At 60.3% G+C, this 22,252-nt stretch carries 20 protein-coding genes; 8 read left to right on the top strand and 12 right to left on the bottom strand.

The features are described 5' to 3' along the window. Positions 1-11: 11 nt before the first annotated feature. The 4 genes from AC13RE_RS13300 to AC13RE_RS13285 form a co-directional block, all read right to left on the bottom strand. The gene (locus AC13RE_RS13300) at positions 12-827 is read right to left on the bottom strand and encodes an ABC transporter permease subunit (RefSeq protein WP_112398702.1); all 816 of its coding nucleotides are present in this window, start codon (positions 825-827) and stop codon (positions 12-14) included. Between the two features lie 3 nt (positions 828-830). Beyond that, positions 831-1,742, bottom strand: a complete 912-nt coding sequence (locus AC13RE_RS13295; protein WP_132715859.1) for an ABC transporter permease subunit — start codon at positions 1,740-1,742, stop codon at positions 831-833. Between the two features lie 2 nt (positions 1,743-1,744). Then, complete coding sequence (locus AC13RE_RS13290; protein WP_488563259.1) at positions 1,745-2,887, bottom strand: ABC transporter ATP-binding protein; 1,143 nt, start codon at positions 2,885-2,887, stop codon at positions 1,745-1,747. A gap of 130 nt (positions 2,888-3,017) precedes the next feature. Further along, on the bottom strand, positions 3,018-4,106 hold the full coding sequence (locus tag AC13RE_RS13285; protein WP_488485634.1) for a polyamine ABC transporter substrate-binding protein: 1,089 nt from the start codon (positions 4,104-4,106) through the stop codon (positions 3,018-3,020). A 325-nt stretch (positions 4,107-4,431) separates the two neighbouring features. Between AC13RE_RS13285 and AC13RE_RS13280 the strand changes: the two genes are divergently transcribed. Then, positions 4,432-5,430, top strand: a complete 999-nt coding sequence (locus tag AC13RE_RS13280) for an aldo/keto reductase (protein ID WP_488563258.1) — start codon at positions 4,432-4,434, stop codon at positions 5,428-5,430. 37 nt (positions 5,431-5,467) lie between these two features. Here the strand turns inward: AC13RE_RS13280 and AC13RE_RS13275 are convergent, their stop codons facing one another. Then, positions 5,468-6,340 (bottom strand): LysR family transcriptional regulator, encoded by an 873-nt coding sequence (locus AC13RE_RS13275; RefSeq protein ID WP_488563257.1) that lies wholly within the window; start codon positions 6,338-6,340, stop codon positions 5,468-5,470. An 88-nt stretch (positions 6,341-6,428) separates the two neighbouring features. Between AC13RE_RS13275 and AC13RE_RS13270 the strand changes: the two genes are divergently transcribed. Further along, complete coding sequence (locus tag AC13RE_RS13270) at positions 6,429-6,689, top strand: hypothetical protein (protein WP_488485539.1); 261 nt, start codon at positions 6,429-6,431, stop codon at positions 6,687-6,689. On the opposite strand, the gene AC13RE_RS13265 is transcribed toward AC13RE_RS13270, so the two are convergent. From AC13RE_RS13265 to AC13RE_RS13250, 4 genes are all read right to left on the bottom strand, one after another. Then, positions 6,662-9,202: a methyl-accepting chemotaxis protein gene (locus tag AC13RE_RS13265; RefSeq protein ID WP_488563345.1), complete on the bottom strand. Its 2,541-nt coding sequence runs from the start codon at positions 9,200-9,202 to the stop codon at positions 6,662-6,664. The two genes, AC13RE_RS13270 and AC13RE_RS13265, sit on opposite strands and share 28 nt — an antisense overlap. A 319-nt stretch (positions 9,203-9,521) precedes the next feature. Then, a complete protein-coding gene (locus tag AC13RE_RS13260; RefSeq protein ID WP_488563256.1) occupies positions 9,522-9,665 on the bottom strand; it encodes a hypothetical protein in 144 nt (47 codons plus the stop codon). A 165-nt stretch (positions 9,666-9,830) separates the two neighbouring features. Next, positions 9,831-10,340 carry an ankyrin repeat domain-containing protein gene (locus AC13RE_RS13255; RefSeq protein WP_488563255.1) on the bottom strand — a complete coding sequence of 170 codons (510 nt, stop codon included), beginning with the start codon at positions 10,338-10,340 and terminating at the stop codon, positions 9,831-9,833. A gap of 72 nt (positions 10,341-10,412) precedes the next feature. Then, positions 10,413-11,594: a BaiN/RdsA family NAD(P)/FAD-dependent oxidoreductase gene (locus AC13RE_RS13250; protein WP_488563254.1), complete on the bottom strand. Its 1,182-nt coding sequence runs from the start codon at positions 11,592-11,594 to the stop codon at positions 10,413-10,415. Positions 11,595-11,730: 136 nt separating this feature from the next. Here AC13RE_RS13250 and AC13RE_RS13245 point away from each other — a divergent pair, with 136 nt between their 5' ends. The 5 genes from AC13RE_RS13245 to edd all read left to right on the top strand — a co-directional run bounded on the left by AC13RE_RS13245 (position 11,731) and on the right by edd (position 18,789). Beyond that, a complete protein-coding gene (locus AC13RE_RS13245) occupies positions 11,731-13,167 on the top strand; it encodes a glutamine synthetase family protein (protein ID WP_488563253.1) in 1,437 nt (478 codons plus the stop codon). Positions 13,168-13,178: 11 nt separating this feature from the next. Continuing rightward, a complete protein-coding gene (locus tag AC13RE_RS13240; protein ID WP_488563252.1) occupies positions 13,179-14,477 on the top strand; it encodes an NAD(P)/FAD-dependent oxidoreductase in 1,299 nt (432 codons plus the stop codon). Between the two features lie 131 nt (positions 14,478-14,608). Next, on the top strand, positions 14,609-16,084 hold the full coding sequence (zwf, locus tag AC13RE_RS13235; RefSeq protein WP_015338847.1) for a glucose-6-phosphate dehydrogenase: 1,476 nt from the start codon (positions 14,609-14,611) through the stop codon (positions 16,082-16,084). A gap of 15 nt (positions 16,085-16,099) precedes the next feature. Continuing rightward, the gene (gene pgl / locus AC13RE_RS13230) at positions 16,100-16,798 is read left to right on the top strand and encodes a 6-phosphogluconolactonase (RefSeq protein WP_132715850.1); all 699 of its coding nucleotides are present in this window, start codon (positions 16,100-16,102) and stop codon (positions 16,796-16,798) included. 167 nt (positions 16,799-16,965) lie between these two features. Then, positions 16,966-18,789: a phosphogluconate dehydratase gene (edd, locus tag AC13RE_RS13225; protein ID WP_488563251.1), complete on the top strand. Its 1,824-nt coding sequence runs from the start codon at positions 16,966-16,968 to the stop codon at positions 18,787-18,789. Positions 18,790-18,830: 41 nt separating this feature from the next. Here edd and AC13RE_RS13220 read toward each other — a convergent pair whose 3' ends face one another. After that, positions 18,831-19,670 carry a DUF3313 domain-containing protein gene (locus AC13RE_RS13220; protein WP_488563250.1) on the bottom strand — a complete coding sequence of 280 codons (840 nt, stop codon included), beginning with the start codon at positions 19,668-19,670 and terminating at the stop codon, positions 18,831-18,833. Between the two features lie 285 nt (positions 19,671-19,955). Here AC13RE_RS13220 and AC13RE_RS13215 point away from each other — a divergent pair, with 285 nt between their 5' ends. After that, positions 19,956-20,552: a TetR/AcrR family transcriptional regulator gene (locus AC13RE_RS13215; RefSeq protein ID WP_488563249.1), complete on the top strand. Its 597-nt coding sequence runs from the start codon at positions 19,956-19,958 to the stop codon at positions 20,550-20,552. Positions 20,553-20,600: 48 nt separating this feature from the next. Here the strand turns inward: AC13RE_RS13215 and AC13RE_RS13210 are convergent, their stop codons facing one another. Together AC13RE_RS13210 and AC13RE_RS13205 are read right to left on the bottom strand one after the other, a co-directional pair. Beyond that, positions 20,601-20,954: a hypothetical protein gene (locus AC13RE_RS13210; protein WP_112335318.1), complete on the bottom strand. Its 354-nt coding sequence runs from the start codon at positions 20,952-20,954 to the stop codon at positions 20,601-20,603. A 190-nt stretch (positions 20,955-21,144) separates the two neighbouring features. Continuing rightward, positions 21,145-22,233 (bottom strand): ABC transporter ATP-binding protein, encoded by a 1,089-nt coding sequence (locus tag AC13RE_RS13205; RefSeq protein ID WP_015338841.1) that lies wholly within the window; start codon positions 22,231-22,233, stop codon positions 21,145-21,147. Positions 22,234-22,252: the final 19 nt, after the last annotated feature.

The following is a 22,252-nucleotide window of genomic DNA, read 5'->3' as shown; positions in this document are numbered from 1 at the left end:
CCTGTAGCACTTCAAGCTGCTGCAGCGGCGTGCTCATCCCTTTGTCGCTGAACCTCGCGACGTTTCGTCACGATGGAAGTGCAGATGACCCCGACGGCGACCACGCCGATCAGAATGGTGCAGATGGCGTTGATTTCCGGCGTCACGCCAAGCTTCACCTGGCTGTAGATCAGCATCGGCAGCGTCTTGGCGCCGGCACCGGAAGCGAAAGTCGCAATCACCAGATCGTCGAGCGACAAGGTCAGCGCCAGCACCCAGCCGGAGAAGACGGCCGGGGCGATGATCGGCAGCGTCACCTCGAAGAAGGTGCGCACCGGCGGTGCGCCGAGATCCAGCGCCGCCTCCTCGATGGAACGATCGAAGGTGAGCAGGCGGGACTGCACCACGACGGCGACGAAACACATGGTCAGCGTCGTATGCGCCATGACGATCGTCCAGAATCCGCGATCGACGCCCGACGTCACGAAGAGCAACAGCAGCGACAGGCCGGTGATGACGTCAGGCATGACCAGCGGCGCGTAGATCATGCCCGAAAACAGGATGCGGCCGCGGAAACGCGTGTAGCGCACCAGCGTAATCGCCGCGAAGGTGCCGAGCACCGTTGCAATCGTCGCCGAGAGCAGCGCGATGCGCACCGTCAGCCACGCCGCATTCAGCATCGTATCATTGCTGAAAAGATGAACGTACCATTGCGTCGAGAAGCCGCCCCAGACTGTAACGAGGCGCGAGCTGTTGAAGGAGTAGATCACCAGCAGCAGGATCGGCAGGTAGAGGAAGGCCAGGCCGAGCGTGACCGAGACGATGTTGAAGCGGGACCAGCGGATCATAAGTTATCTCCCCTTCTCATCGGCTTTCGCCTGGAAATGCTGGAAGAAGACGATGGGCACCACCAGCACCAGAAGCAGGATGGTCGCCACCGCCGATGCCAGCGGCCAGTCGGTGTTGCTGTAGAATTCCGTCCAGAGCACCTTGCCGATCATCAGGGTTTGCGATCCGCCGAGCAGATCGGGGATGACGAACTCGCCGACGGCGGGAATGAAGACCAGCATGCAGCCGGCGATGACCCCGGGAAGCGAAAGCGGAAAGGTGACGCGCCAGAAAGCGCCGATCGGCGTGCAGCCAAGATCCTGCGCGGCCTCGATCAGCGTGCCGTCCATTTTTTCCAGCGCGGAATAAAGCGGCAACACCATGAAGGGCAGGTAGGAATAGACCATGCCGATATAGACGGCGGTATTGGTGTTCAGGATGACAAGCGGCTCATGAATGATGCCGAGCGCCATCAGCAGTTGGTTCAGGAGGCCCGTCGTGCTCAGGATCGACATCCAGGAATAGACGCGGATGAGGAAACTCGTCCAGAAGGGCAGAATGACCAGCATCAGCAGCGTCGGCCGAATCGTACGCGGCGCCTGCGCCATGCCATAGGCGATCGGATAGGCGATGATCAGCGTCAGGAGCGTCGAGATGCCGGCGATCTGCAGGCTCTGCAGGTAGGCGTTCATGTAGAGCGGGTCGCCGGCAAGCCATATGTAATTGTCGAACGACATGGTTTGCAGCTTGTCCCACCAGTCGCCGAAACTGTCAGTCCAAGCGAAGGACGGATCATAGGGTGGCACCGACAGGGCCTTCGTCGACAGCGAGATGCGGAAGACGATGAGGAAGGGCGCGAGAAAGAAGAGCAGCAACCAGGCATAGGGAACGATGATGACGAGGCGCTGATAGATAGAGGAGCCGAGCGCTTTCATGATCAATCCTTCAGCAAGACGCCGGCATTTTCATCGAAGGAGATCCAGACGTTCTGGTCGTAGGCGAAGGGCTCTTCCACGGCGCGGACTGCGTTCAGCGACGAGGCCTTGACCACTTGCCCGCTCTTCAGCTTGACGTGGAAAACGGTCATGTCGCCGAGATAGGCGATGTCCCAGATCTCGCCTTCTGCTGCATTGACCGAGGCATTGGCCGGCGGGCGCGGCGAAACCCGAAGCTTTTCCGGGCGGATGGCGAGACTGGCGCGGCTTCCAGCCGATGGTATGTCGCCAGAAGCCGTCCGCACCGTGAAGCCCGATTCGATCGCGATCTCGACGATGCCCGATTGTGCCGAGTTGACATTACCGTCGAGGATATTCACATCGCCGATGAAGTCGGCAACGAAGCGGCAGTTGGGCGCCTCGTAGATCTCGGCCGGCGTCGCCACCTGCACCACCTTGCCGTGGCTCATGACTGCGATGCGGTCGGCCATGGTCATCGCCTCTTCCTGGTCGTGGGTAACGACGACGAAGGTCAGCCCCAGGCTCTGCTGCAGATCCATGAGTTCGAACTGGGTTTCCTCGCGCAGCTTCTTGTCGAGCGCGCCAAGGGGTTCATCGAGCAGCAGCACCTTCGGCCGTTTCGCAAGCGAGCGGGCCAGGGCCACGCGCTGGCGCTGGCCGCCGGAAAGCTGGTTGGGTTTGCGCTTGGCGAACTGTTCGAGTTTGACGAGCTTCAGCATTTGCGCGACGCGATCGTCGATCTCGGCTTTCGGCATGCCATCCTGGCGCAGGCCGAAGGCGATGTTCTTTTCCACCGACATATGGGGAAACAGCGCGTAGGACTGGAACATCATATTGACGGGGCGGCGATAAGGCGGCGTGCCGGCAAGATCTTGCCCATCGAGCACGATCTCTCCCGTCGTCGGCTGCTCGAAGCCCGCCAGCATGCGCAAAAGCGTGGACTTGCCGCAGCCCGATGCGCCGAGAAGAGCGAAGAATTCACGATTGTAGATATTCAGGGAGAGGTTATCGACGGCGGTGAAATCACCGAACTTCTTCGTCACGTTCTTGAAGGAAATGTAAGGCTTGGCCGAAGGGTCGGTCCAAGGAGCAAAGGAACGCCGGATATTACCGAGTGACTTCATTATCTATCCCCAAATGGATGCCCCTACGGGCGCTCGACGCGCCGGCTCTTCCCCATCTCGGCGCGCTCGTGATTTCCTGCATTATCCTCATAAGGAAAGGCCCGGACGTTGCCGTCCGGGCCGCTTCGATTTATTGGCCTGTCGTGACCTTTGTCCACAAGCGCGTCGCCACGCGCTGCGTTTTAGAGTCCCAAGGGGTCAGCGTGTACAGTTTCTCGCGGACCGCGTCGGTCGGATAAACGGACGGATCTTCCAGTACATCCTTGCTCACGAACTGCTGCGACGCCTTGTTGCCGTTGGCATAGGAAGTGAAGTTGCTCGCCTTGGCGATGACCTCAGGCCTCATGATGTAGTTGAGGAAGATATGCGCCTCCTCGACATGCGGCGCATCGGCGGGGATCGCCATGACGTCGAACCACATCTGCGCGCCCTTTGTCGGGATCGAATAGGCGATGTTAACGCCGTTCTTCGCCTCGGCGGCACGGTTGCGGGCCTGCAGCACGTCGCCGGAATAGCCAAACGCCAGGCAGATATCGCCATTGGCAAGCGCATTGATATATTCGGAGGAGTGGAACTTGCGAACGAAAGGACGGATCGCGGTCAGGAGATCCTCGGCCTTCTTAAAGTCTTCCTGCTTGGTCGAATTCGGGTCGAGGCCCAGATAGCGCAGCGCGGCCGGAATGACGTCGGTCGGGGAATCCAGCACGTAGATGCCGCAATCCTTGAACTTGGCGGCGAGCTTCGGATCGAAGATCACGTTGATATCGGGCGCATCGTCAGTGCCAAGGATCTGCTTCACTTTGTCGACATTATAGCCGACACCGCTCGTGCCCCACATGTAGTCGATGGCGTACTGGTTGCCGGGATCGTAGGTCGCAATGCGCTTCTGCACCGTATCCCACATGTTGGAGATATTCGGCAGCTTGGACTTATCGAGCTTCTGGAAGACACCGGCCTTGATCTGGCGCTGCAGGAAGTAAGCCGTCGGTACGACAATGTCGTAGCCGGTCTTGCCGGCCAGCAGCTTGGTTTCCAGCGTCTCGTTCTGGTCGAAGGTATCGTAGACGACCTTTATGCCGGTTTCCTTGGTGAAATCCGCGAGGATCGAATTGTCGATGTAATCGGACCAATTGTAGATATTGACGACCTTGTCTTCTGCCTGAGCGACCGTCGCCAGCGAAACGACCGCAAAAGCCGTTGCTGCAAGCCGTGCGAACATGGACTTCATAGTCTCTCCTGTTTTGTTCAAGGGCATCCAGCCGATGCCCAACCCTCTGTTTTTCCCGTTAGACTAGAAAGGAAATCGAAAGGCGACAAGGGAAAAAGGCAGGTCAGCGCGCGCTTTAGCTTTTTTACCCAAAAACGATCGAGCGCTCTGCAAATGGCTGCCGTTCGCACGCAATCGTGAACTCAAGTCCTGCTTCACGCGTGAATACGCAAGCCGGCTTTGCTAACATCGCGACGTTCTCGCTCGCGAACATTTTCAAACCTGTTTCGCCGCCCCGCTCAGCGGGCAAACTCAAACCCATCACCAGGGGTTCATCATGCAGTATCAGAAATTCGGCAATACCGGTCTCAGCGTCTCGCGTCTTTGCCTAGGCACGATGACCTTCGGCCTGCAGATCGAGCAGGAAGACATCGCTCATGCCATTCTCGACAAGGCGGCAGATGCCGGAGTCAACTTCATCGACACGGCCGATGTCTACCCGCTCGGCGGCGGCGAGCAGCTTGCCGGCCGCACCGAAGAGATCGTCGGGCGCTGGCTGAAGGGCAAGCGCGACCGTTTCATCGTCGCGACCAAAGCTGTCGGAAAGGTCGGCCCGTCTCCCTGGGATCAGGGTGCGTCGCGCAAGCATCTCCTCGACGCCATCGACGCTTCGCTGCGGCGACTCGGCACCGATTATGTCGACCTTTACCAGCTGCATTCGGACGATCGCGAAACGCCGATCGACGAGACGCTGGAGGCGCTCGACGTCATCGTGCGCTCGGGCAAGGCTCGCTATGTCGGCGTGTCGAATTTCCTCGCCTACCGGCTGGCACTGGCGCTCGGCCGCGCCGATTTCCTGCGCACCGCCCGCTTCGTCTCGGTGCAGCCGCGCTACAATCTCTTGTTCCGCCAGATCGAGCGCGAACTGCTGCCGCTTGCCGAAGAACAGCGTCTCGCCGTCATCCCCTATAACCCGATCGCCGGCGGCCTCCTTACCGGCAAGCACAAGCATGATGTCGCGCCGACAGAAGGCCGCTTCAGCGCACAGCTTCGCAGCGCCGGCAGCAACTATCTGCAGCGCTATTGGCACGAGCGCGAATTCGCGACCATCGAGAAGCTCCGCGACATTGCCGAAGAGGCCGGGCAATCGCTTACCAAGCTTGCCGTCGCCTGGGTTGCGGCCAATCCGGTCATCACCTCAGCCATCATCGGCGCCAGCCGTCCTGAACAACTGACAGACACCTTGGCCGCCATCGATCTGCAGCTCGATCCGGAGCTCAAAACCAAGCTTGACGAAGCCACTGTCGAATATCGCTGGGGTGACGCGGCCCGTTGAAGAAGTACGAACCGGCGGTCAATTGCCGTCGGCTCTTTCACAGATAGGTCGGGCGCTTGCCGGCAAAGAGTTCGGCGTGGCTTTTCAACAGCTTGATCATGCGGTCGACCACCGTGCGGATTTCCTGGCGGTGGCGGTCGACATTGTTCATGACGATCCATTGCCGGTGGCGCAGCTCGTGGATTTCCTCGCCGACCCGCTCCAGCCGCGGCTCCTGATCTCCGACGAAACAGGGCAAAACGGCAACGCCGGATCCGGCGAGCACCAGATCGTGCAACGAGCGCGGGCGGCTGACCGTGAAGGCGATTTCCTCGCGTCTATTCTGATGCGGCCAGCGCAGATAGGCCGAGATCGCTTCCTCCTCCGCCACCGCGATCCAGCGCTGCGGTCCGACAAAGCGCATATTGCGGGCCTGATAAGCGGCATAGGCGACATCACCGATCTTGACGGCGGCGAGATTGGTTTCTTCCGGCTCGAAGGCACGGATGCCGATATCGCTCTCGCGATGGGCGAGGCTGGCGCGGCGCTCGCCGAGATGCAGATCAATGCGGAAGCCGTCCCGCTCCGAACAGATCGTGGGCATGTTTTGGCTGAGCAGCCAGCCGACCCAGGTACCGGCAGCGATGCGGACCACGGACGTGCCCTGGGCATCGCGCTGCCAGCTGTCGACCTTGCGAGCCGCCGCCTCCATCTCCAGCAGCTGATCGAACAGCGTCTGACCGTCGCCGGTCAGCGTGTAGCCCGACTGGCTGCGCTCGAAGAGCGGGCGGCCGATCTGCGCTTCAAGTTCCAGCATGCGCCGACCGATCGTTGCCGGGCTGAGGCCGCTTGAAGGGACAGCGCCCGTCAAGCCGCCGCCGCGGGCCACATCCAGAAAAAGCTGATACGAATCCCATGACGAGTTTTTCATAATTGAAAAACATAAGACGATCATGGCTGTTTATAAAGAAAATTCGGATGTGTAGTTGAAGGGATGCCTCACAGGAAGGAGACATCCCATGATGGACAGCATGGCTCTGGCGAAAGCCATAGAAATCCAAAGCCTAGCGCGCGAAGAGCAGTGGCGCTGCGACGAGGATCTATTCTACCTCGACTACGGGCTCGAGCCGCCGCGGCTTTTCATATGGATTGAGCGCATATTTGCTGCTTCGGGCATTCGGCGCAAGGCAATGAAAAAGGCGGACCGGCCGGAAATCGGCCGATCCGCCTGCAGTGGCAATGATAGCTGCAGTCAGGCTGCCGCCTGCTCGCGCATGTAATTCGCGCTGTAACCAGCCTCGATCTTGAACTGCTGAATGAGGTGCAGCAAAGCATCGGCCTCGGCTGCAAGCTCCCGGCTGGCGGCCGTGGTTTCTTCAACCATGCCGGCATTCTGCTGCGTCATCTGGTCCATGTGATTGACCGACGAGTTGACCTCCTGCAGGGCGCTTGCCTGATCGTGGCTGGCACGGGCGATCATTTCCACATGCTGGCTGATCGTCACGATCTGGCTGCTGATCTGCGCGAGTACCGAACCGGCCTCCTGCACGAACTGCGAACCGGAACTGACCTCCTCGGTCGACTTGTTGATGAGACCCTTGATCTCCTTGGCGGCAGCGGCCGAGCGCTGTGCGAGCTCGCGCACCTCCATGGCGACCACGGCGAAACCTTTACCGGCGTCACCGGCGCGGGCGGCTTCGATGCCTGCATTGAGCGCCAGGAGATTAGTCTGGAAAGCGATCTCGTCGATGACGCCGATGATCTGCTCGATCTTGCGGGATGCATCTTCGATCCGGGTCATCGCGTCGATGGCGTTGCCGACAACAACAGAGCTGTCATCGGCGCTGCGCTTGGCTTCGCGCACGATGGCATCCGCATCCTTGGCCCGCTCGGCGGACGAACGGACGGTGACCGTGATCTCGTCAACGGCCGCGGCGGTCTCCTCGAGAGACGCCGCCTGCTGCTCGGTGCGCTTCGACAGAGCCTCGGCAGAAGCAGCCATCTGGTTGCCGTTGCTCTGAATCATCTCGACATTGTCGCGCACCTGACTCAGCGTCTGCTGCAGGCGCGATAGCGAACTGTTGAAATCCTGGCGGAGCTGTTCGAGACGGCCAATGAACGGCGTTTCGATCGTTGCCGAAATATCTCCCTGGGCAAGGCGCTCGAGACCGGCAGCAAGCTCGCTGACGGCATAGTCGATCTGTCGGTCGAGCTCGCGCTTTTCGGCGTCGTTGCGCTGACGTTCGTGCTCTGCGGCCGCACGCTCCTCATCACTCTGTTCCTCGATACGGATCTTCGAGATGGCGTTTTCCTTGAAGATGCCGAGTGCTCGGGCCATGTCGCCGATTTCGTCGCGGCGCTGCTCGCCGGAGATCGAAGTTTCGAGCAAACCGTCAGCGATGCGGCGCATGGCGGCGGTGATCTGGCCGATCGGTCGCTGCAGGGTCAGGACGAGCGCGATGCCGCCGGCAACGGAGAGGATGATGCCGAGTGCGGTTGCCAGGATGGATATGGAATTTGCCTGGTTGCGCTCGCTACCGGCGCTCTGCTTCTGAGTCTCGGCGAAGGCGGTGAGCTGGCCCCAGACCTGATCGAGCTGCTGGCGGGCGCCGGCATATTCGGCGATCCGCTGGTTGATCGTATCGACCAGCTTGCCGCCGGCGTCATCCATCGATTTGATCGCCGGACGAATGGCCGAGTCGATGTCGCCGGCAAAATCCATGCTCTTGGCGCTCTGGTTCAGCGTATCGATATCGCCGCCGAGCTTTGAGACTTCCTGACGCAGGCGGACGAGATTGTCCTTGTTGGTATTGGCGTTGAAATCCGCCAATACGAGCTGCAGGGAATAGATGGAATCCTGCAGGCGGCGCGTGTCCTGCAGAACCGAATTGGTCTGTGCGACGCGGGCGTCGAGGGACACGAAGGTCGTGGTCGCCTGTCGCATCATCTGCGTCGCCGTCAGCTGCGTGTAGGTCGAGGTCTGACGGAAGCGCGAGAGCAGCCGGCCGATATTGGTGATCGTGTCATCGGTCGGAGCATCGGTGCTTTCAGTAAAGGCGGCGAGATCCTTGATTGTGCCCGTCAGCGACTGGACGACGCTCTTCTGGTTCTGCGGCAATGCGAGGTCGATCGACCGCTGCGCCTTGTTCAGATCCGGCAGACGATCCTTCAGAAGCTTGACCTTGTCAGCCGGCGTCGCCGCATTATTGAAGTCTTGCGCCACGGCAACCAGCAGGTCGCCGCCCTTCAGCAACCGATCGGCCGAGCGCAGGGTCGAGGTCGCATCGGCCTGATCTTTGCGCATCTGGTCTTCAAGCTGCTGACTGTTGAAATTGACGTTGAAGCGGGCGCTAATCAGGGCGCGCTGGCCGTCGTCGATCGTCTTGCGCAGGGACAGTTCCTGTTCGTGGAGCGACCATAGCCTGCCGACGAGGTTGGACATGTCGGCGGTCTTTGTCGTCGCTTCGGTGAGGCTGTCGCGGCCCTCCGCCTCCGGAGCGAGCTGACTCAGCGTCGAATTGAGCACGCTCTGCTGCGACTTGATGTCTTCATAGAGCTTGTCGCGCTGGCGAGTGTTGGTGATGCGCAGGAAATCATCCATGGAACCATACAGGTTCTTGAAGCCGGTCAAGGACTGCAGGACGCTGTTGGAAATCTCCATACGTCCCTGAAGCAGGCCCGACGCATAAAGCCCGGTAAGGCCTACGGCAGAAATGCTGATGACGAACGGCAGGACGAATATCAGAACCTTCGTCCTGATGTTGAAACGCGACAATATCTTGTCAATGAACATTTTGGCCCAGACCTCACACCGCTCCCCCGTCGACGCCGCCTCGGCGCTGACCGGATGTATAACCATCGCTCTTGAAATATCCGCAGGCGGGGTTCCTGAGTATAAGTCAGGAAGCAATCATTGCTTCGGCTCCAGCTTGCGGTGGAGCGCCCCAAGAAATCGAGTGAGATTGTGTGTCTGATTAATTAATTTTCAGATAAGGATGTAGTGCGACCCACAGCATACAACCAAGCGCTGAAAAGCGGACGATAAGGCCTATCTATATGCGCGAGCCAACGCTACCGCAGGGCGGCGGCCAGGAACAATGGGGCGGCTGTACTCAGAAGCCGCGTACGGCAAGATAAGCGATGCAAGCGGCTGTCACGCCGGTCGCCAACATCAACAGTCTTGCCGTCAGAAGCTTGGCATTGTCACGGGTCTGAGCGATTGCAATGGCGCGAGCGCGACGATGTGTTCTGTTCATGAGTATATTCCCATTTTCGCACTGACACGATAACCGGCAAAAGGCCGTTTTCGCAACAGGCAATATACAAAACAGAAATGTAGGAAAAGAAAACGTGAAAACCAGATGTTAGCCGCAAGCCTCGCGGCTAACCGTAATAGATGCGCGAATTGTGGCCGAAGCGCGCTACTTCAATAATGCGGCGATAGCAGGATCCGTCGCCGTTTCCGCAGCCGTCTTGCCGGAGGCAGACTTGATGGTCTTGTCGGCGCCATTCTTCAACAATGCCTTGACGACAGCCGGATCATCCTGCTGGCTCGCCATGTGCAACGGTGTCCAGCCATCGTAATCGCCGGGCGCGTTGACGTCGGCGCCCTTGGAAACCAGCAAATCAATCATTTCGGGAGGACCGTAATAGGCCGCGGTATGGAGCGGATACCAGCCCTCCGTCGTCTTCATGTCCAGCTTGGCGCCGCATGCCAGCATCTTCTTGACGACATCGCCTTTCTTGTCGCGGATCGCAATGGCGAAATTCGTATCGCCGCCCGCATCCTGACCGTTCGGATCCAGCTTCTTGCATTGCGCAGAAGCAGCGCTCGCATCGGACGCCGTGACGGCAAGCATGCCGGGCATCGCCATGGCCGTAACGATACCTGAAAGAACTGTGCCGCGGCATATCAGAGCCTTAAACGTCATGATTGTCTCCAATGAGTATCTTCGCGCTTGAGATGCTCTTTGCCCGTTTCGCGGCCTGTTGGCAAGGTCAATTCAGGCCGCGTCGCCGGCGACATGGCCGGAAGCCCATGCCCATTGGAAATTGTAGCCGCCAAGCCAACCCGTGACGTCGACGCACTCGCCGATGAAGAAGAGGCCGGGAATGGTTTTCACCTGCATCGTCCGCGAATCGAGGCAAGCTGTATCGATGCCGCCGAGCGTCACCTCCGCCGTGCGATAGCCTTCGGAGCCCGAGGGTTTGAGGCTCCATGACTGGATGGCTGCCGCGAGCTGCTGCAGGCGCTTGTCGGATTGATCGGCCATGTTGCCGGAGATGCCTTCGCTATCGACGACATACTGAGCCAGCCGCTTCGGGAGGATTTCCGCAAGAACGGTCTGCGCCGACTGTCGACCATTCCCCTGCTTGGCTTTCTTGAGAAGCGCAAAGACATCGATATCGGGCTCGATCACGACCATGATCTCCTCACCCTCCCGCCAATAGGAGGAGATCTGCAGGATGGCGGGGCCGCTGAGGCCGCGATGGGTAAAGAGCAGGGCCTCGCGGAACGCCGTCTTGCCATGGCGGATCTCGGCGGGCGCAGCAATGCCCGAAAGCGACGCCAACCGCTGAAGCAATTGTGGATCGAGTGTCAGCGGCACGAGGCCCGGTCGGGTTTCGACTATAGGCAACCCGAATTGCTCGGCGATGCGATAGGCAAAGCCGGTGGCGCCCATCTTTGGAATGGATTTGCCGCCGGTGGCGAGGACCAGCGAGGATGCTTCGAAGGCGCCTTCCGAGGTGCTGACGCGATAGCCGCCGGCAGTTTGCTCGATATCGCCGATTTCCGTTCGCAATCGCAGTTGCGCGCCCGCTTCGCGCATCTCGTCTGTGAGCATGCGGATGATGTCCTTGGCGCTGCTGTCGCAGAAGAGCTGGCCGAGCGTCTTCTCATGCCAGGCGATGCCATGGCGTTCGACCATGGCGATGAAATCCTGCGGTGTGAAACGGGCGAGCGCCGATTTGGCGAAGTGCGGATTGGCCGACAGGAAGTTCTTCGGGCCGGCATGGATGTTGGTGAAATTGCAGCGGCCGCCGCCGGAAATGCGGATCTTCTCGCCCGGCACCGCGGCGTGATCAAGCACGAGGACGGACCGCCCGCGCCGGCCGGCGCGGATGGCGCACATCATGCCTGCCGCGCCCGCACCGAGGACGATCACATCATATCTGCCAGCCACGCTTTAGCCCTTCATTCTTCGCCGCGCTCTCTCGCCATGTTTCCATCATACGGCGAAAGTCCGAGCGGTTTCCCCCTCGCCAATTGGCAAACTGCAGTTATGATGCAGTCGTCGATCAACCCAAATACGGTGTTTTATGCCCGCGAGAAAGACCCCGCTGAAAGCTTCCATACCCGTCTCGAAAGCTCCTACAGTACCTCCTTCTCTGAGATCGGCACGCGGCGTGGCAAACTGGAAGGAAGCGGCGCAATGGCTGCGGGCACGCGGGATCGAGGACATAGAATGCATCACGCCGGATCTCGCCGGCGTGCCGCGTGGCAAGATGATGCCGACGTCGAAATTCACCTCCAACACGTCGCTGGCGCTGCCCTCCGCGATCTATCGCCATACGATTTCCGGCGAGTATCCGGAGGAGACCGAAAGCTTCCGCTACGAACCGCGCGACAGCGATCTCAAGCTGGTGCCGGACCTTTCGACGCTTTCGGTCGTGCCCTGGGAGAGCGATCCGACGGCGCAGGTGATCTGCGATATCGTCAATTCGGAAGGACATGCGGTGTCCTACACGCCGCGCAATCTGCTGAAGCGGATCATGGGGCTCTATCGCGATCGCGGGTGGAAGCCGGTGGTGGCGCCGGAAATCGAGTTCTATCTCGTCGCCAAGAATGACGATCCGGACTATCCGCTGCACCCGCCGAAGGGCCGCTCCGGCCGCTCGATCCTCGGCGGACAGGGCTATTCGATCGCCGGCATCAACGAATTCGACGAACTGATCGATGATATCTACCATTTCTCGGAGAAGCAGGGTCTCGAGATCGATACGCTGATCCATGAAGAGGGTCCGGCGCAGCTCGAGATCAACCTGCGCCATGGCGACCCGATCGAACTGGCCGACCAGGTGTTCATGTTCAAGCGCACCATTCGCGAGGCGGCGCTGAAGCACGGCATCTACGCGACCTTCATGGCCAAGCCGATGCAGAGCCAGGCCGGCTCGGCGATGCATATCCATCAGTCGGTCGTGAACATCGAGACCGGCAAGAACGTCTTCACCAATCCGGACGGCAGCCCTTCGCAGGAGTTCTTTCATTTCATCGGCGGCATGCAGCGCTACGTTCCGAATGCGCTCGCCATGCTCGCTCCCTATGTGAATTCCTATCGACGGCTGGCGCCGAACATGTCGTGCCCGGTCAACAATGCCTGGGGCTACGACAATCGCACAACCGCCTTCCGCGTTCCCGTTTCCGATCCGCAGGCGCGGCGCGTCGAGAACCGGCTGCCGAGCTCCGACGCCAATCCCTATCTCGCACTCGCCGCCTCACTCGCGTCCGGCCTGCTCGGCATCATGAAAAAGGTGGAGCCCACCGCGCCGACCGAGGATTCGGCCAATGAAGGCTCGATCGACCTGCCGCGCGGCCTTCTGGAAGCCATTGCGCTGCTTGAGGACGAGCCAGCCTTCGAGGAGGTGCTCGGCAAGGACTTCATCGACATCTATGCCGGCGTCAAGCGAGGCGAATTCGAAACCTTCATGCAGGTGATCAGCCCGTGGGAGCGGGAATTCCTTCTGCTTAACGTGTGAAGGAGGCGCCCATGACGCTGCAGGAAACATGGCAAAGCCCGATCGCGCCCGGCCTTTCCTTCTACCAAGCGACCGTCGGCCCGCGGGCGAGCTATCCGAAGCTCGACGGCTCGCGCCGCGCGGATGTCGCGATTATCGGTGGCGGCTATACCGGTCTTCAGGCTGCCTACAATCTTGCCAAAGGTGGCGCGGAGGTCGTGCTGATCGACGCCAACCGCTTCGGCGACGGCGCCTCCGGCCGCAATGGCGGACAGCTCGGCACCGGCCAGCGCTGGTGGCCGGAAGAGATGGAAGAGAAGATCGGCTATGAGCGGTCGAAGGCCTTGTTCGATCTGGCCGAGGACGCCAAGCGGCATCTTCTCGATTTTTCCGCCGAGCATGGTATCGACATCGATTTCCTGCCCGGCCAGATGAATGTCACGCACAAGCGCAGCTACAAGCGTGACTACATGGACAGTGCGGAGATCGCAGCGACCCGCTACGGCTATCCGCACATGACATTCATGGATGAGGCCGAAACCCAGGAGCGGCTGGGGTCGTCGTTCTATCTCTATGGCGTTCGGGATATGGGCACGGGCCATATCCATCCCCTGAAACTGCTCATCGGCCTTGCCCGCGTCGCGGCAGAGGCCGGTGCGTCGCTCTTTGAAATGACCAAGGCGAAGGGCTTCCGGCAATTCGGTGGCAAGACGATCATCGAAACGGATGGCGGCGAGATCACAGCCGACCGGGTGCTGATCGCCTGCAACGGCTATATCGGCAATCTGGAGCCGGTGACGGCAAGTCACGTCATGCCGATTCGCTCCTTCATCGGCGCGACCGAACCGCTCGACCGCTTTCCGGCGATTCTTCCCGGCAACGAGGCCGTCGCCGATTCGCGATTCGTCGTACGCTATTTCCGCAAATCCAAAGATGGACGCCTGCTCTTCGGCGGGCGAGAGGCCTATACGGCGGACAATCCGCGCGACATAACGCAGCACATCCGCCGGCAGATCACCGAAATCTATCCGGCTCTCGGCGATATCAGCATCGATTATGCCTGGGGCGGCTCGGTTGGCATCACCATGCCGCGCCAGCCTTTCGTGCGCGAGGTCATGCCTGGCGTCACTTCCATCGGCGGCTATTCCGGCCATGGGGTGATGCTGTCAAATTATTGCGGTAAACTCTATGCGAAAACGGTTCTCGGGAATGCGGATGAACTTCATCTCTTTAGAGAGTTGAACATACCGCCCTTCCCCGGCGGTGCGCGCATGCGGGCGCCTCTGCTGTTCCTGGCGCTCTCGTGGTTTGCGTTGCGCGACAGGTTTTAAAAACCGGAGGATGATTTCGTCCGCCGGCAATCCGCTCTAAAAAGCGCGTCTGAATTTTGCGATGCACACTGGCCTTTTTAAATCGATTAGATTAAAAGGGGCCTCAACCAAGACCGATTGAGAGATAGCTCATGAGCAGCCAGATCATTCCCGTTGAACCATTTGATTATGTCGTTTTCGGCGGCAGCGGCGACCTTGCCGAACGCAAGCTCCTGCCCGCTCTTTACCATCGTCAGGTCGAAGGCCAGTTTTCCGAGCCGACGCGCATCATCGGCGCTTCGCGCAGCGCGCTTTCCAACGAAGAATACCGCAAATTTGCCGACGCCGCCCTCAAGGAACACCTGAAGAAGGGCGAATATGACGACGCCGAGGTCAAGAAGTTCCTGGCTCGCCTGTTCTACGTGCCCGTCGACGCCCGCAGCGATGCCGGCTGGGATCAGCTCAAGAAGATCCTGGACGAAGGCAAGGAGCGCGTGCGCGCCTTCTATCTCGCTGTCGCTCCGGGCATCTTCGGCGACATCTCGCAGAAGATCCACGATCACAAGCTGATCACCAAGCAGACCCGCATCGTCGTCGAAAAGCCGATCGGCCGCGATCTTGCCTCGGCTCTGCAGCTCAACGACACCATCGGCAAGGTCTTCAAGGAAGAGCAGATCTTCCGTATCGACCATTATCTCGGCAAGGAAACCGTGCAGAACCTGATGGCGCTGCGCTTTGCCAACGCTCTCTACGAGCCGCTGTGGAACGCCAACCACATCGACCACGTGCAGATCACCGTTGCTGAATCGGTCGGCCTCGAAGGCCGCGCCGGCTATTACGACACGGCTGGCGCCCTGCGCGACATGGTACAGAACCACATCCTGCAGCTGCTTTGCCTGACCGCAATGGAAATCCCCTCCTCCATGGATTCGGAAGCCGTTCGTGACGAGAAGCTCAAGGTTCTGCGCGCACTGAAGCCGATCGATGCTTCCAACGTCGAGCAGGCGACGGTTCGCGGCCAGTATCGCGCCGGCGCTTCGGCGGGCGGCCCGGTCAAGGGCTATCTCGACGAGCTGGAAGGCGGCGTTTCCAACACCGAAACCTTCGTCGCCATCAAGGCCGAGATCGGCAACTGGCGCTGGGCAGGCGTTCCCTTCTACATCCGCACCGGCAAGCGCCTGGCCGGCCGCATGTCGGAGATCGTCATCACCTTCAAGCACATTCCGCACACCATCTTCGATCAGGCCGCCGGCCGCATCGTTGCCAACCAACTGATCATCCGCCTGCAGCCGGACGAAGGCGTCAAGCAGTCGCTGATGATCAAGGACCCGGGTCCGGGCGGGATGCGCCTGCGCAACGTCTCTCTCGATATGAGCTTCGCTTCGGCCTTCAACGTCCGCAATCCGGATGCCTACGAGCGCCTGCTGATGGACGTCATCCGCTCCAACCAGACGCTGTTCATGCGCCGCGACGAGGTGGAAGCCGCATGGAAGTGGGTCGATCCGATCCTCAAGGGCTGGGAACACGCCGGCCAGCAGGTGCAGGGCTATACGGCCGGCACCTGGGGTCCGAGCCAGGCCATTGCGCTCATCGAGCGTGACGGCCGCACCTGGCACGACGATATCTAAACCGGGACGACAACGATGACAGCCAACATGCATGCTTTTGCCAATGGTGCCGAACTCGCCGGCAAGCTCGCGGACAAGGTGGCCGAAACGCTTTCGGCTGCGATTACCGTCCGCGGCTCCGCAAGCATCGCGGTCTCCGGCGGTTCGACGCCGAAGGCCTTTTTCCAAGCGCTGTCATCGCACTCGATCGACTGGGGCAAGGTGACGGTCACCCTCGTCGATGAGCGGTTCGTGCCGGCGGACAATCCGCGTTCGAACCACCTGCTCGTCCAGGAAAACCTGCTGAAGGACAAGGCGGCCGCCGCCAAATTCCTTCCGCTCTATCAGGCTGCGGCTTCCGTCGAGGAGGCCGCCGTCATCGCCACCGAAAAGACCAAGGCTATCGGCCATCCCTTCGATGTCGCCATCCTCGGCATGGGCAATGACGGCCACACGGCTTCCTTCTTTCCGGGCGGCAGCAATCTCAAGACCGCACTCGATCCGAACACCCCGCGTGGTATCATCACGATGGAAGCGGAAGGTGCCGGCGAGCCGCGGCTGACGTTCACTTTCTCCAGCCTTCAGGATGCCCGATTGCTGGTGCTCCATATCGAGGGAGAAGGAAAGAAGGATGTTTTGGCCAAGGCCGAAGCGCCGGGCGAAGAAACCGAGATGCCGATCCGCGCCATGCTGCGCCGGGCGGCTTCCCCGGTCGAGATTTATTGGGCTCCGTGACACGGCCGGAAGGCCTAGTCATCGAACCCTGACAGACACAGCAACCTGTGCTGCGCCATGTGCCCCTCGGGCGCAGCGGCAAAGCATTGACTTTTAGACCCCGCGCCGTGCCCTCTGGCAAATAGGTATCAAGGGCACCGCGCAGAACAGACGGAGGCAGATCGACCATGGCCGCTGACGCCCGCATATCAGCGATTACCGCACGTATCGTCGAGCGCTCGAAGCCGACGCGCGAGCGCTATCTGGACCGCCTGCGCAGTGCTGCAACCAAGGGAGCGCAACGCTCCGTGCTAGGCTGTGCCAACCTTGCGCATGGCTTCGCCATCTGTTCCCCCACCGAGAAGGACGCACTGGCGGGAGACCAGGTGCCCAATCTCGGGATCATCACCTCCTATAACGACATGCTCTCGGCGCATCAGCCCTTCGAGACCTATCCTGCGATCATCCGCGAAGCGGCGGCCGAAGCGGGCGGCATTGCCCAGGTTGCCGGCGGCGTGCCGGCCATGTGCGACGGCGTCACGCAGGGACAGCCGGGCATGGAGCTCTCGCTCTTTTCGCGTGACCTGATCGCCATGTCGGCAGCCGTCGGCCTGTCGCACAATATGTTCGATGCGGCCGTCTTCCTCGGCGTCTGCGACAAGATCGTCCCCGGCCTCGTCATTGCCGCTCTCTCCTTCGGCCATCTGCCCGCCGTCTTCATTCCGGCCGGGCCGATGACTTCGGGCCTGCCGAACGACGAGAAATCGCGCGTGCGCCAGCTCTATGCCGAGGGCAAGGTCGGCCGCGCCGAATTGCTGGAAGCGGAATCGAAGTCCTATCACGGTCCCGGCACGTGCACCTTCTACGGTACGGCGAATTCGAACCAGATGCTGATGGAGATCATGGGCTTCCACATGCCGGGCGCCTCCTTCATCAATCCCGGCACGCCGCTGCGCGAAGCCTTGACGCGCGAGGCGACCAAGCGCGCGCTCGCCATCACCGCCATGGGCAATGAGTTCACACCGGCCGGCGAGATGATCGACGAACGCTCGATCGTCAACGGCGTCGTCGGCCTGCACGCCACGGGCGGCTCAACGAACCACACGATGCACATCGTCGCCATGGCGCGCGCGGCCGGCATCGTGCTCACCTGGCAGGATATTTCCGAGCTTTCCGACATCATCCCGCTGCTCGCCCGCGTCTACCCGAACGGGCTTGCCGACGTGAACCATTTCCACGCCGCCGGCGGCATGGGCTTCCTCATCAAGGAGCTCCTGAAGAAGGGGCTACTGCACGACGACGTCCGAACCGTCTACGGCCAGGGCCTCGGCAGCTACTCCATCGACGTCAAGCTCGGCACCGACGGCAATGTCGTGCGCGAACCCGCCCCAGACAAAAGCCACGACCCGAAGGTGCTGGCAAGCATCGACACACCCTTCCAAAGCAATGGCGGCCTGAAGATGCTTCGTGGCAATATCGGCAAGGCGGTCATCAAGATCTCCGCCGTCAAGCCGGAGCGTCACATCATCGAAGCGCCGGCCGTGATCTTCCACGATCAGCTGGAAATGCAGCAGGCCTTCAAGGACGGCAAGCTGAACCGCGATTTCGTGGCCGTCGTCCGCTTCCAGGGACCGAAGGCCAACGGCATGCCCGAGCTGCATAAGCTCACGCCGGCGCTCGGCGTGCTGCAGGACCGTGGTTTCCGCGTGGCGCTCTTGACCGACGGCCGTATGTCGGGCGCATCGGGCAAGGTGCCTGCCGCCATCCATGTGACACCGGAAGCCGTCGAGGGCGGCCCGATCGCCCGCATCAGGGAAGGCGACATCATCCGCATCGATGCGATTGCCGGTACGCTGGAGGTGCTGGTCGATGCCGCCGATATGGCGGAGCGCGAGCCGGTCGTGGCCGATCTCTCGGAGAATGAATTCGGTATGGGCCGGGAGCTCTTCGTTCCGTTCCGCCACGCCGCAGGACCGGCGGATCAGGGTGCAAGCGTCCTGTTCCGCCACTGAGATTGTCCGCCGGATTTCGGCAGGACGGCATCGAAGGCTGATCAAGGAGCTTTGGATGCCGTGGTTCCTGCTTCCGGCGGAGCCCTGTCCGTCCATGCCGGCGGAAGACCAAGGTGTGCTCCCACGAAGCCCGTGACGCCCGGCGACTTCCCGAATACCTTGCAGGCGTCGTATTTCGATGCCCGGCCGACGAGTGACGCCAATTTCGCCCTGGATGGGAAGGAGGGCGCTGCGCCGAACGGCGTCTTGCCCTTGACCAGCATCTTGCTGAAATCGCCACCAAATTTAGCGGCAAGGCTATAGGCGTCGCCCTCCCTTGCGACGGTGCCTGAGTCGAAGAATGCGTTTGCACCACGTCCCCAGATCATGACAGCCTTCTGCACGCCCTGCGGATTGAAAGCCTCCGCCTCGAGCGAGAGACTGCCCATGCCGATCGGAATACGCGGAACGGGCACCGGTACACCCGGCAGCAACACGCTCTTGCCCACGGAGGCAACTTTCGAGACTCCGACGGCGGTTGCATTGGTTGCCTTCACCTGCGTCACGACAGCGCGAACGGTGAGATCCGCCGGCTCAGATAGACCGACGACTGCAAAGCGTTCACTCAATCCGGAACAAAGCGCTCTATCGACGGCATTGGTGACGAGATCGCGCTGTTTGGGTGTGAAAGCAGCGCTTTCGGCGCGCATCGAAAAGGCTGTGGGAATGATCTTCACGGTCTTGGCCGCAAGAACATCATCCTTGCTTACCCTTAGAAGCGAGTGCGCGACCAGCCCGTCCGATCGGGTCAGCCCTTCATAGGACCGCAAAGATCCCGCCCGGTCCAGCGGCGCGGCGGCGCAACCGCCCAGCAGGCTCATCAAGAGGGCCATCGACCACATATCAACCCTCCGATGGCTTTCAGCGGCAGACGGACCATAGGCTCTGCTTACAGCATGATTTGAGATTGTAGCGACTGGCATTGATGTTTGCGCTCCTGCACCGGGTTATGAACATCAGCATCATCATTAAATATCGCACTGAGTGTAATATTAATATCGGCCAATTTGCGGCAATCGGGAAGCGAAGCGGCGAATTTATTTCACCTGAGATTGAGATTGCCGGGAACGGCCCGCGGGGGATGCCAATGATTTGAGCGACGTTGCGACTCATGCCAGAATGGCCCGATGCATAATGCAACCTCAAAGCCGGAAGGGCTGCGCGAACAGAAGCGCCGCCTGACCTTTCAACGCATAGCGGACGTCGGAATGAAATCCTTTCTCGCGAAAGGCTATCAGGAAACGACGATCGACGAGATTGCGGCAGCGGCTGGGATTTCCCGCCGGACTTTCTTTTATTACTTTAAAAGCAAGGACGATATTCTTCTGGCGCATCAGCGCCGATATATGGACGCACTGCGGACTGGCATCATGGAGAATGCCTCAGCCGGGCGACCCCTTGAGGTCGTCCATCAGGCCACCCTGGGACTCGTGGCCCGCATCGAGGCGGAAGCGCCGCGGCTTTTGGAAACTGCCAAGCTTTTACGTCAAAGCGAGACCTTGCGCGCCCGTTCGCGGGGCAACTCTTTGCAGCTTGAGCAAATCGCCTACCAAGCCTTGTGCGAACTGTTCCCGACTAGGGACCGCGACGGTCTGCAGCTGGTTTCGATGATCGGAGTGAGCCCGCTTCGCCTCTCGGTCAACAAATGGCTGCAGGAAAATGGCAGGCTACCGCTGATCAAGTATCTTGAGGATGCGCTTTCAAAATGGCGAACGGAAATCTGATCCGCCAGCCGAACGGATCGCGCTAAGCCGCTTCTTGTCAGTCGTTGATCAGGATCTGATGTCGAGCACGCGGTTCTTATGAGCCGGATGCGTGCTGTAGACGAAGATCTTGTTCATTTCCTTCTCCGTGAGAAGCCGCAGGAAACGAACTTCCACCGTGTTGTTGGAGAAGACCTTCATCAGCACGCAGCCGACCTTGGTAATACGGGCGTCAGGAATATCCAGATAGAACTGCTTCGGCAGATTATACTGGGTGAGGATCGCAAGAACCGCGCTGCTCTGCGAGATACGGATAATATCGCAGCGGCGCGACGCAAGATTCATCACGCCCTTTTCAGTGTATTCGAGGCGGGCGGCATTCATGGTGTCTTCCATGCGAAACCGCACTTCGCGGTCATACATGAAGGATTCTTCCTTGTTAAGGAAATGCTGACCTGAATTAGCTCTGCCGAACGCGGCCATCTTGGTAGACCCCTGAAGTATATTATGAAAAGGAGACTATCAGCCGGTCTTTAACAGAAGGTTTGGGTGCGCCGGCCCAAGATGAATTTTGTTGTTCATTTTTACTTGGGCCGGGGCATCCGGTAAGCGCCTACTTGCGATAGGAGTGGCCGCTGGCGTCGAAAAGATGCAGCTTCTGACGGTCGGCGGCAAAACGCATCTTTTGGCCGCGATGAATATCGGCAATGCCGGGGATCTTGACGATGATCGGCTCGCCATCGACGAGGCCTTCAATATAGAGCTGCGTCACTTCGCCGAGCGCCTCGACGATGGAAACCTCGCCTTCGAAGAGATAGTCATCGCCCGTCGCGAGACGAAGATCTTCCGGACGTACGCCGAAGCTCGCGGTCTTGCCCTTTTCGGAGGCCTCTGTCGGCACGTCCAGCGTTACCGATTTGCCGCCGGTCAGCGTCACCGTCGTCGCAGCGCCTGTTTCGGTTACCGTTGCCGGGATGATGTTCATGGCCGGCGAGCCGATGAATTTTGCAACGAAGAGATTGGCCGGGCGCTCGTAGAGTTCAAGGGGAGCGCCGACCTGCTCGACCCGGCCCGCCGACAGCACGACGATCCGGTCCGCAAGCGTCATGGCTTCCACCTGGTCGTGCGTGACGTAGATCATCGTCGTCTCGGGCATGGAATCGCTGAGTTTGGCGATCTCGATGCGGGTCGCCACACGCAGGGCGGCGTCGAGGTTGGACAGCGGTTCGTCGAAGAGGAAGACCTTGGGGTTGCGGCAGATGGCGCGGCCGATGGCAACGCGCTGCCGCTGACCGCCCGAGAGTGCCTTCGGCAGACGCTCGAGATATTGGGTGAGCTGCAGGCTTGCTGCCGCCGCCCGCACACGACGGTCGATCTCCTGCTTGCTTTCGCCGGCAATGCGCATGCCGAAGGCCATGTTGTCATAGACGGTCATATGCGGATAGAGCGCATAGGATTGGAAGACCATGGCGATGCCGCGCCGTGACGGCGGCACCTCGTTCACCTTCTGCCCGGCAATCATCATATCCCCGGCGGTGATGCTCTCCAGCCCGGCAATCATCCTGAGCAAGGTGGACTTGCCGCAGCCGGAGGGGCCGACGAAGACGATGAACTCGCCTTCGTTGATCTCCAGATCGATGCCGTGCAGCACGTGCACGCTGCCGTAGGATTTCTTGATATCCTTCAGAACAAGTCCAGTCATTATGCTTCCTCCTCCCAAA

The organism is Martinezella sp. CNPSo 3959 (genome assembly GCF_057784355.1).
This window is presented reverse-complemented; position numbering and strand designations above follow the sequence as displayed.

What these genes read in the sequence shown, in the direction of transcription:
- AC13RE_RS13205 (WP_015338841.1), bottom strand. Translation starts at nt 22,233, where the DNA reads ATGACTGGACTTGTTCTGAAGGATATCAAGAAATCCTACGGCAGCGTG.
- AC13RE_RS13290 (WP_488563259.1), bottom strand. Translation starts at nt 2,887, where the DNA reads ATGAAGTCACTCGGTAATATCCGGCGTTCCTTTGCTCCTTGGACCGAC.
- pgl (WP_132715850.1), top strand. Translation starts at nt 16,100, where the DNA reads ATGACAGCCAACATGCATGCTTTTGCCAATGGTGCCGAACTCGCCGGC.
- AC13RE_RS13285 (WP_488485634.1), bottom strand. Translation starts at nt 4,106, where the DNA reads ATGTTCGCACGGCTTGCAGCAACGGCTTTTGCGGTCGTTTCGCTGGCG.
- AC13RE_RS13215 (WP_488563249.1), top strand. Translation starts at nt 19,956, where the DNA reads ATGCATAATGCAACCTCAAAGCCGGAAGGGCTGCGCGAACAGAAGCGC.
- AC13RE_RS13300 (WP_112398702.1), bottom strand. Translation starts at nt 827, where the DNA reads ATGATCCGCTGGTCCCGCTTCAACATCGTCTCGGTCACGCTCGGCCTG.
- edd (WP_488563251.1), top strand. Translation starts at nt 16,966, where the DNA reads ATGGCCGCTGACGCCCGCATATCAGCGATTACCGCACGTATCGTCGAG.
- AC13RE_RS13265 (WP_488563345.1), bottom strand. Translation starts at nt 9,202, where the DNA reads ATGTTCATTGACAAGATATTGTCGCGTTTCAACATCAGGACGAAGGTT.
- AC13RE_RS13245 (WP_488563253.1), top strand. Translation starts at nt 11,731, where the DNA reads ATGCCCGCGAGAAAGACCCCGCTGAAAGCTTCCATACCCGTCTCGAAA.
- AC13RE_RS13295 (WP_132715859.1), bottom strand. Translation starts at nt 1,742, where the DNA reads ATGAAAGCGCTCGGCTCCTCTATCTATCAGCGCCTCGTCATCATCGTT.
- AC13RE_RS13280 (WP_488563258.1), top strand. Translation starts at nt 4,432, where the DNA reads ATGCAGTATCAGAAATTCGGCAATACCGGTCTCAGCGTCTCGCGTCTT.
- AC13RE_RS13220 (WP_488563250.1), bottom strand. Translation starts at nt 19,670, where the DNA reads ATGTGGTCGATGGCCCTCTTGATGAGCCTGCTGGGCGGTTGCGCCGCC.
- AC13RE_RS13240 (WP_488563252.1), top strand. Translation starts at nt 13,179, where the DNA reads ATGACGCTGCAGGAAACATGGCAAAGCCCGATCGCGCCCGGCCTTTCC.
- AC13RE_RS13270 (WP_488485539.1), top strand. Translation starts at nt 6,429, where the DNA reads ATGATGGACAGCATGGCTCTGGCGAAAGCCATAGAAATCCAAAGCCTA.
- AC13RE_RS13210 (WP_112335318.1), bottom strand. Translation starts at nt 20,954, where the DNA reads ATGTATGACCGCGAAGTGCGGTTTCGCATGGAAGACACCATGAATGCC.
- AC13RE_RS13275 (WP_488563257.1), bottom strand. Translation starts at nt 6,340, where the DNA reads ATGAAAAACTCGTCATGGGATTCGTATCAGCTTTTTCTGGATGTGGCC.
- AC13RE_RS13260 (WP_488563256.1), bottom strand. Translation starts at nt 9,665, where the DNA reads ATGAACAGAACACATCGTCGCGCTCGCGCCATTGCAATCGCTCAGACC.
- zwf (WP_015338847.1), top strand. Translation starts at nt 14,609, where the DNA reads ATGAGCAGCCAGATCATTCCCGTTGAACCATTTGATTATGTCGTTTTC.
- AC13RE_RS13255 (WP_488563255.1), bottom strand. Translation starts at nt 10,340, where the DNA reads ATGACGTTTAAGGCTCTGATATGCCGCGGCACAGTTCTTTCAGGTATC.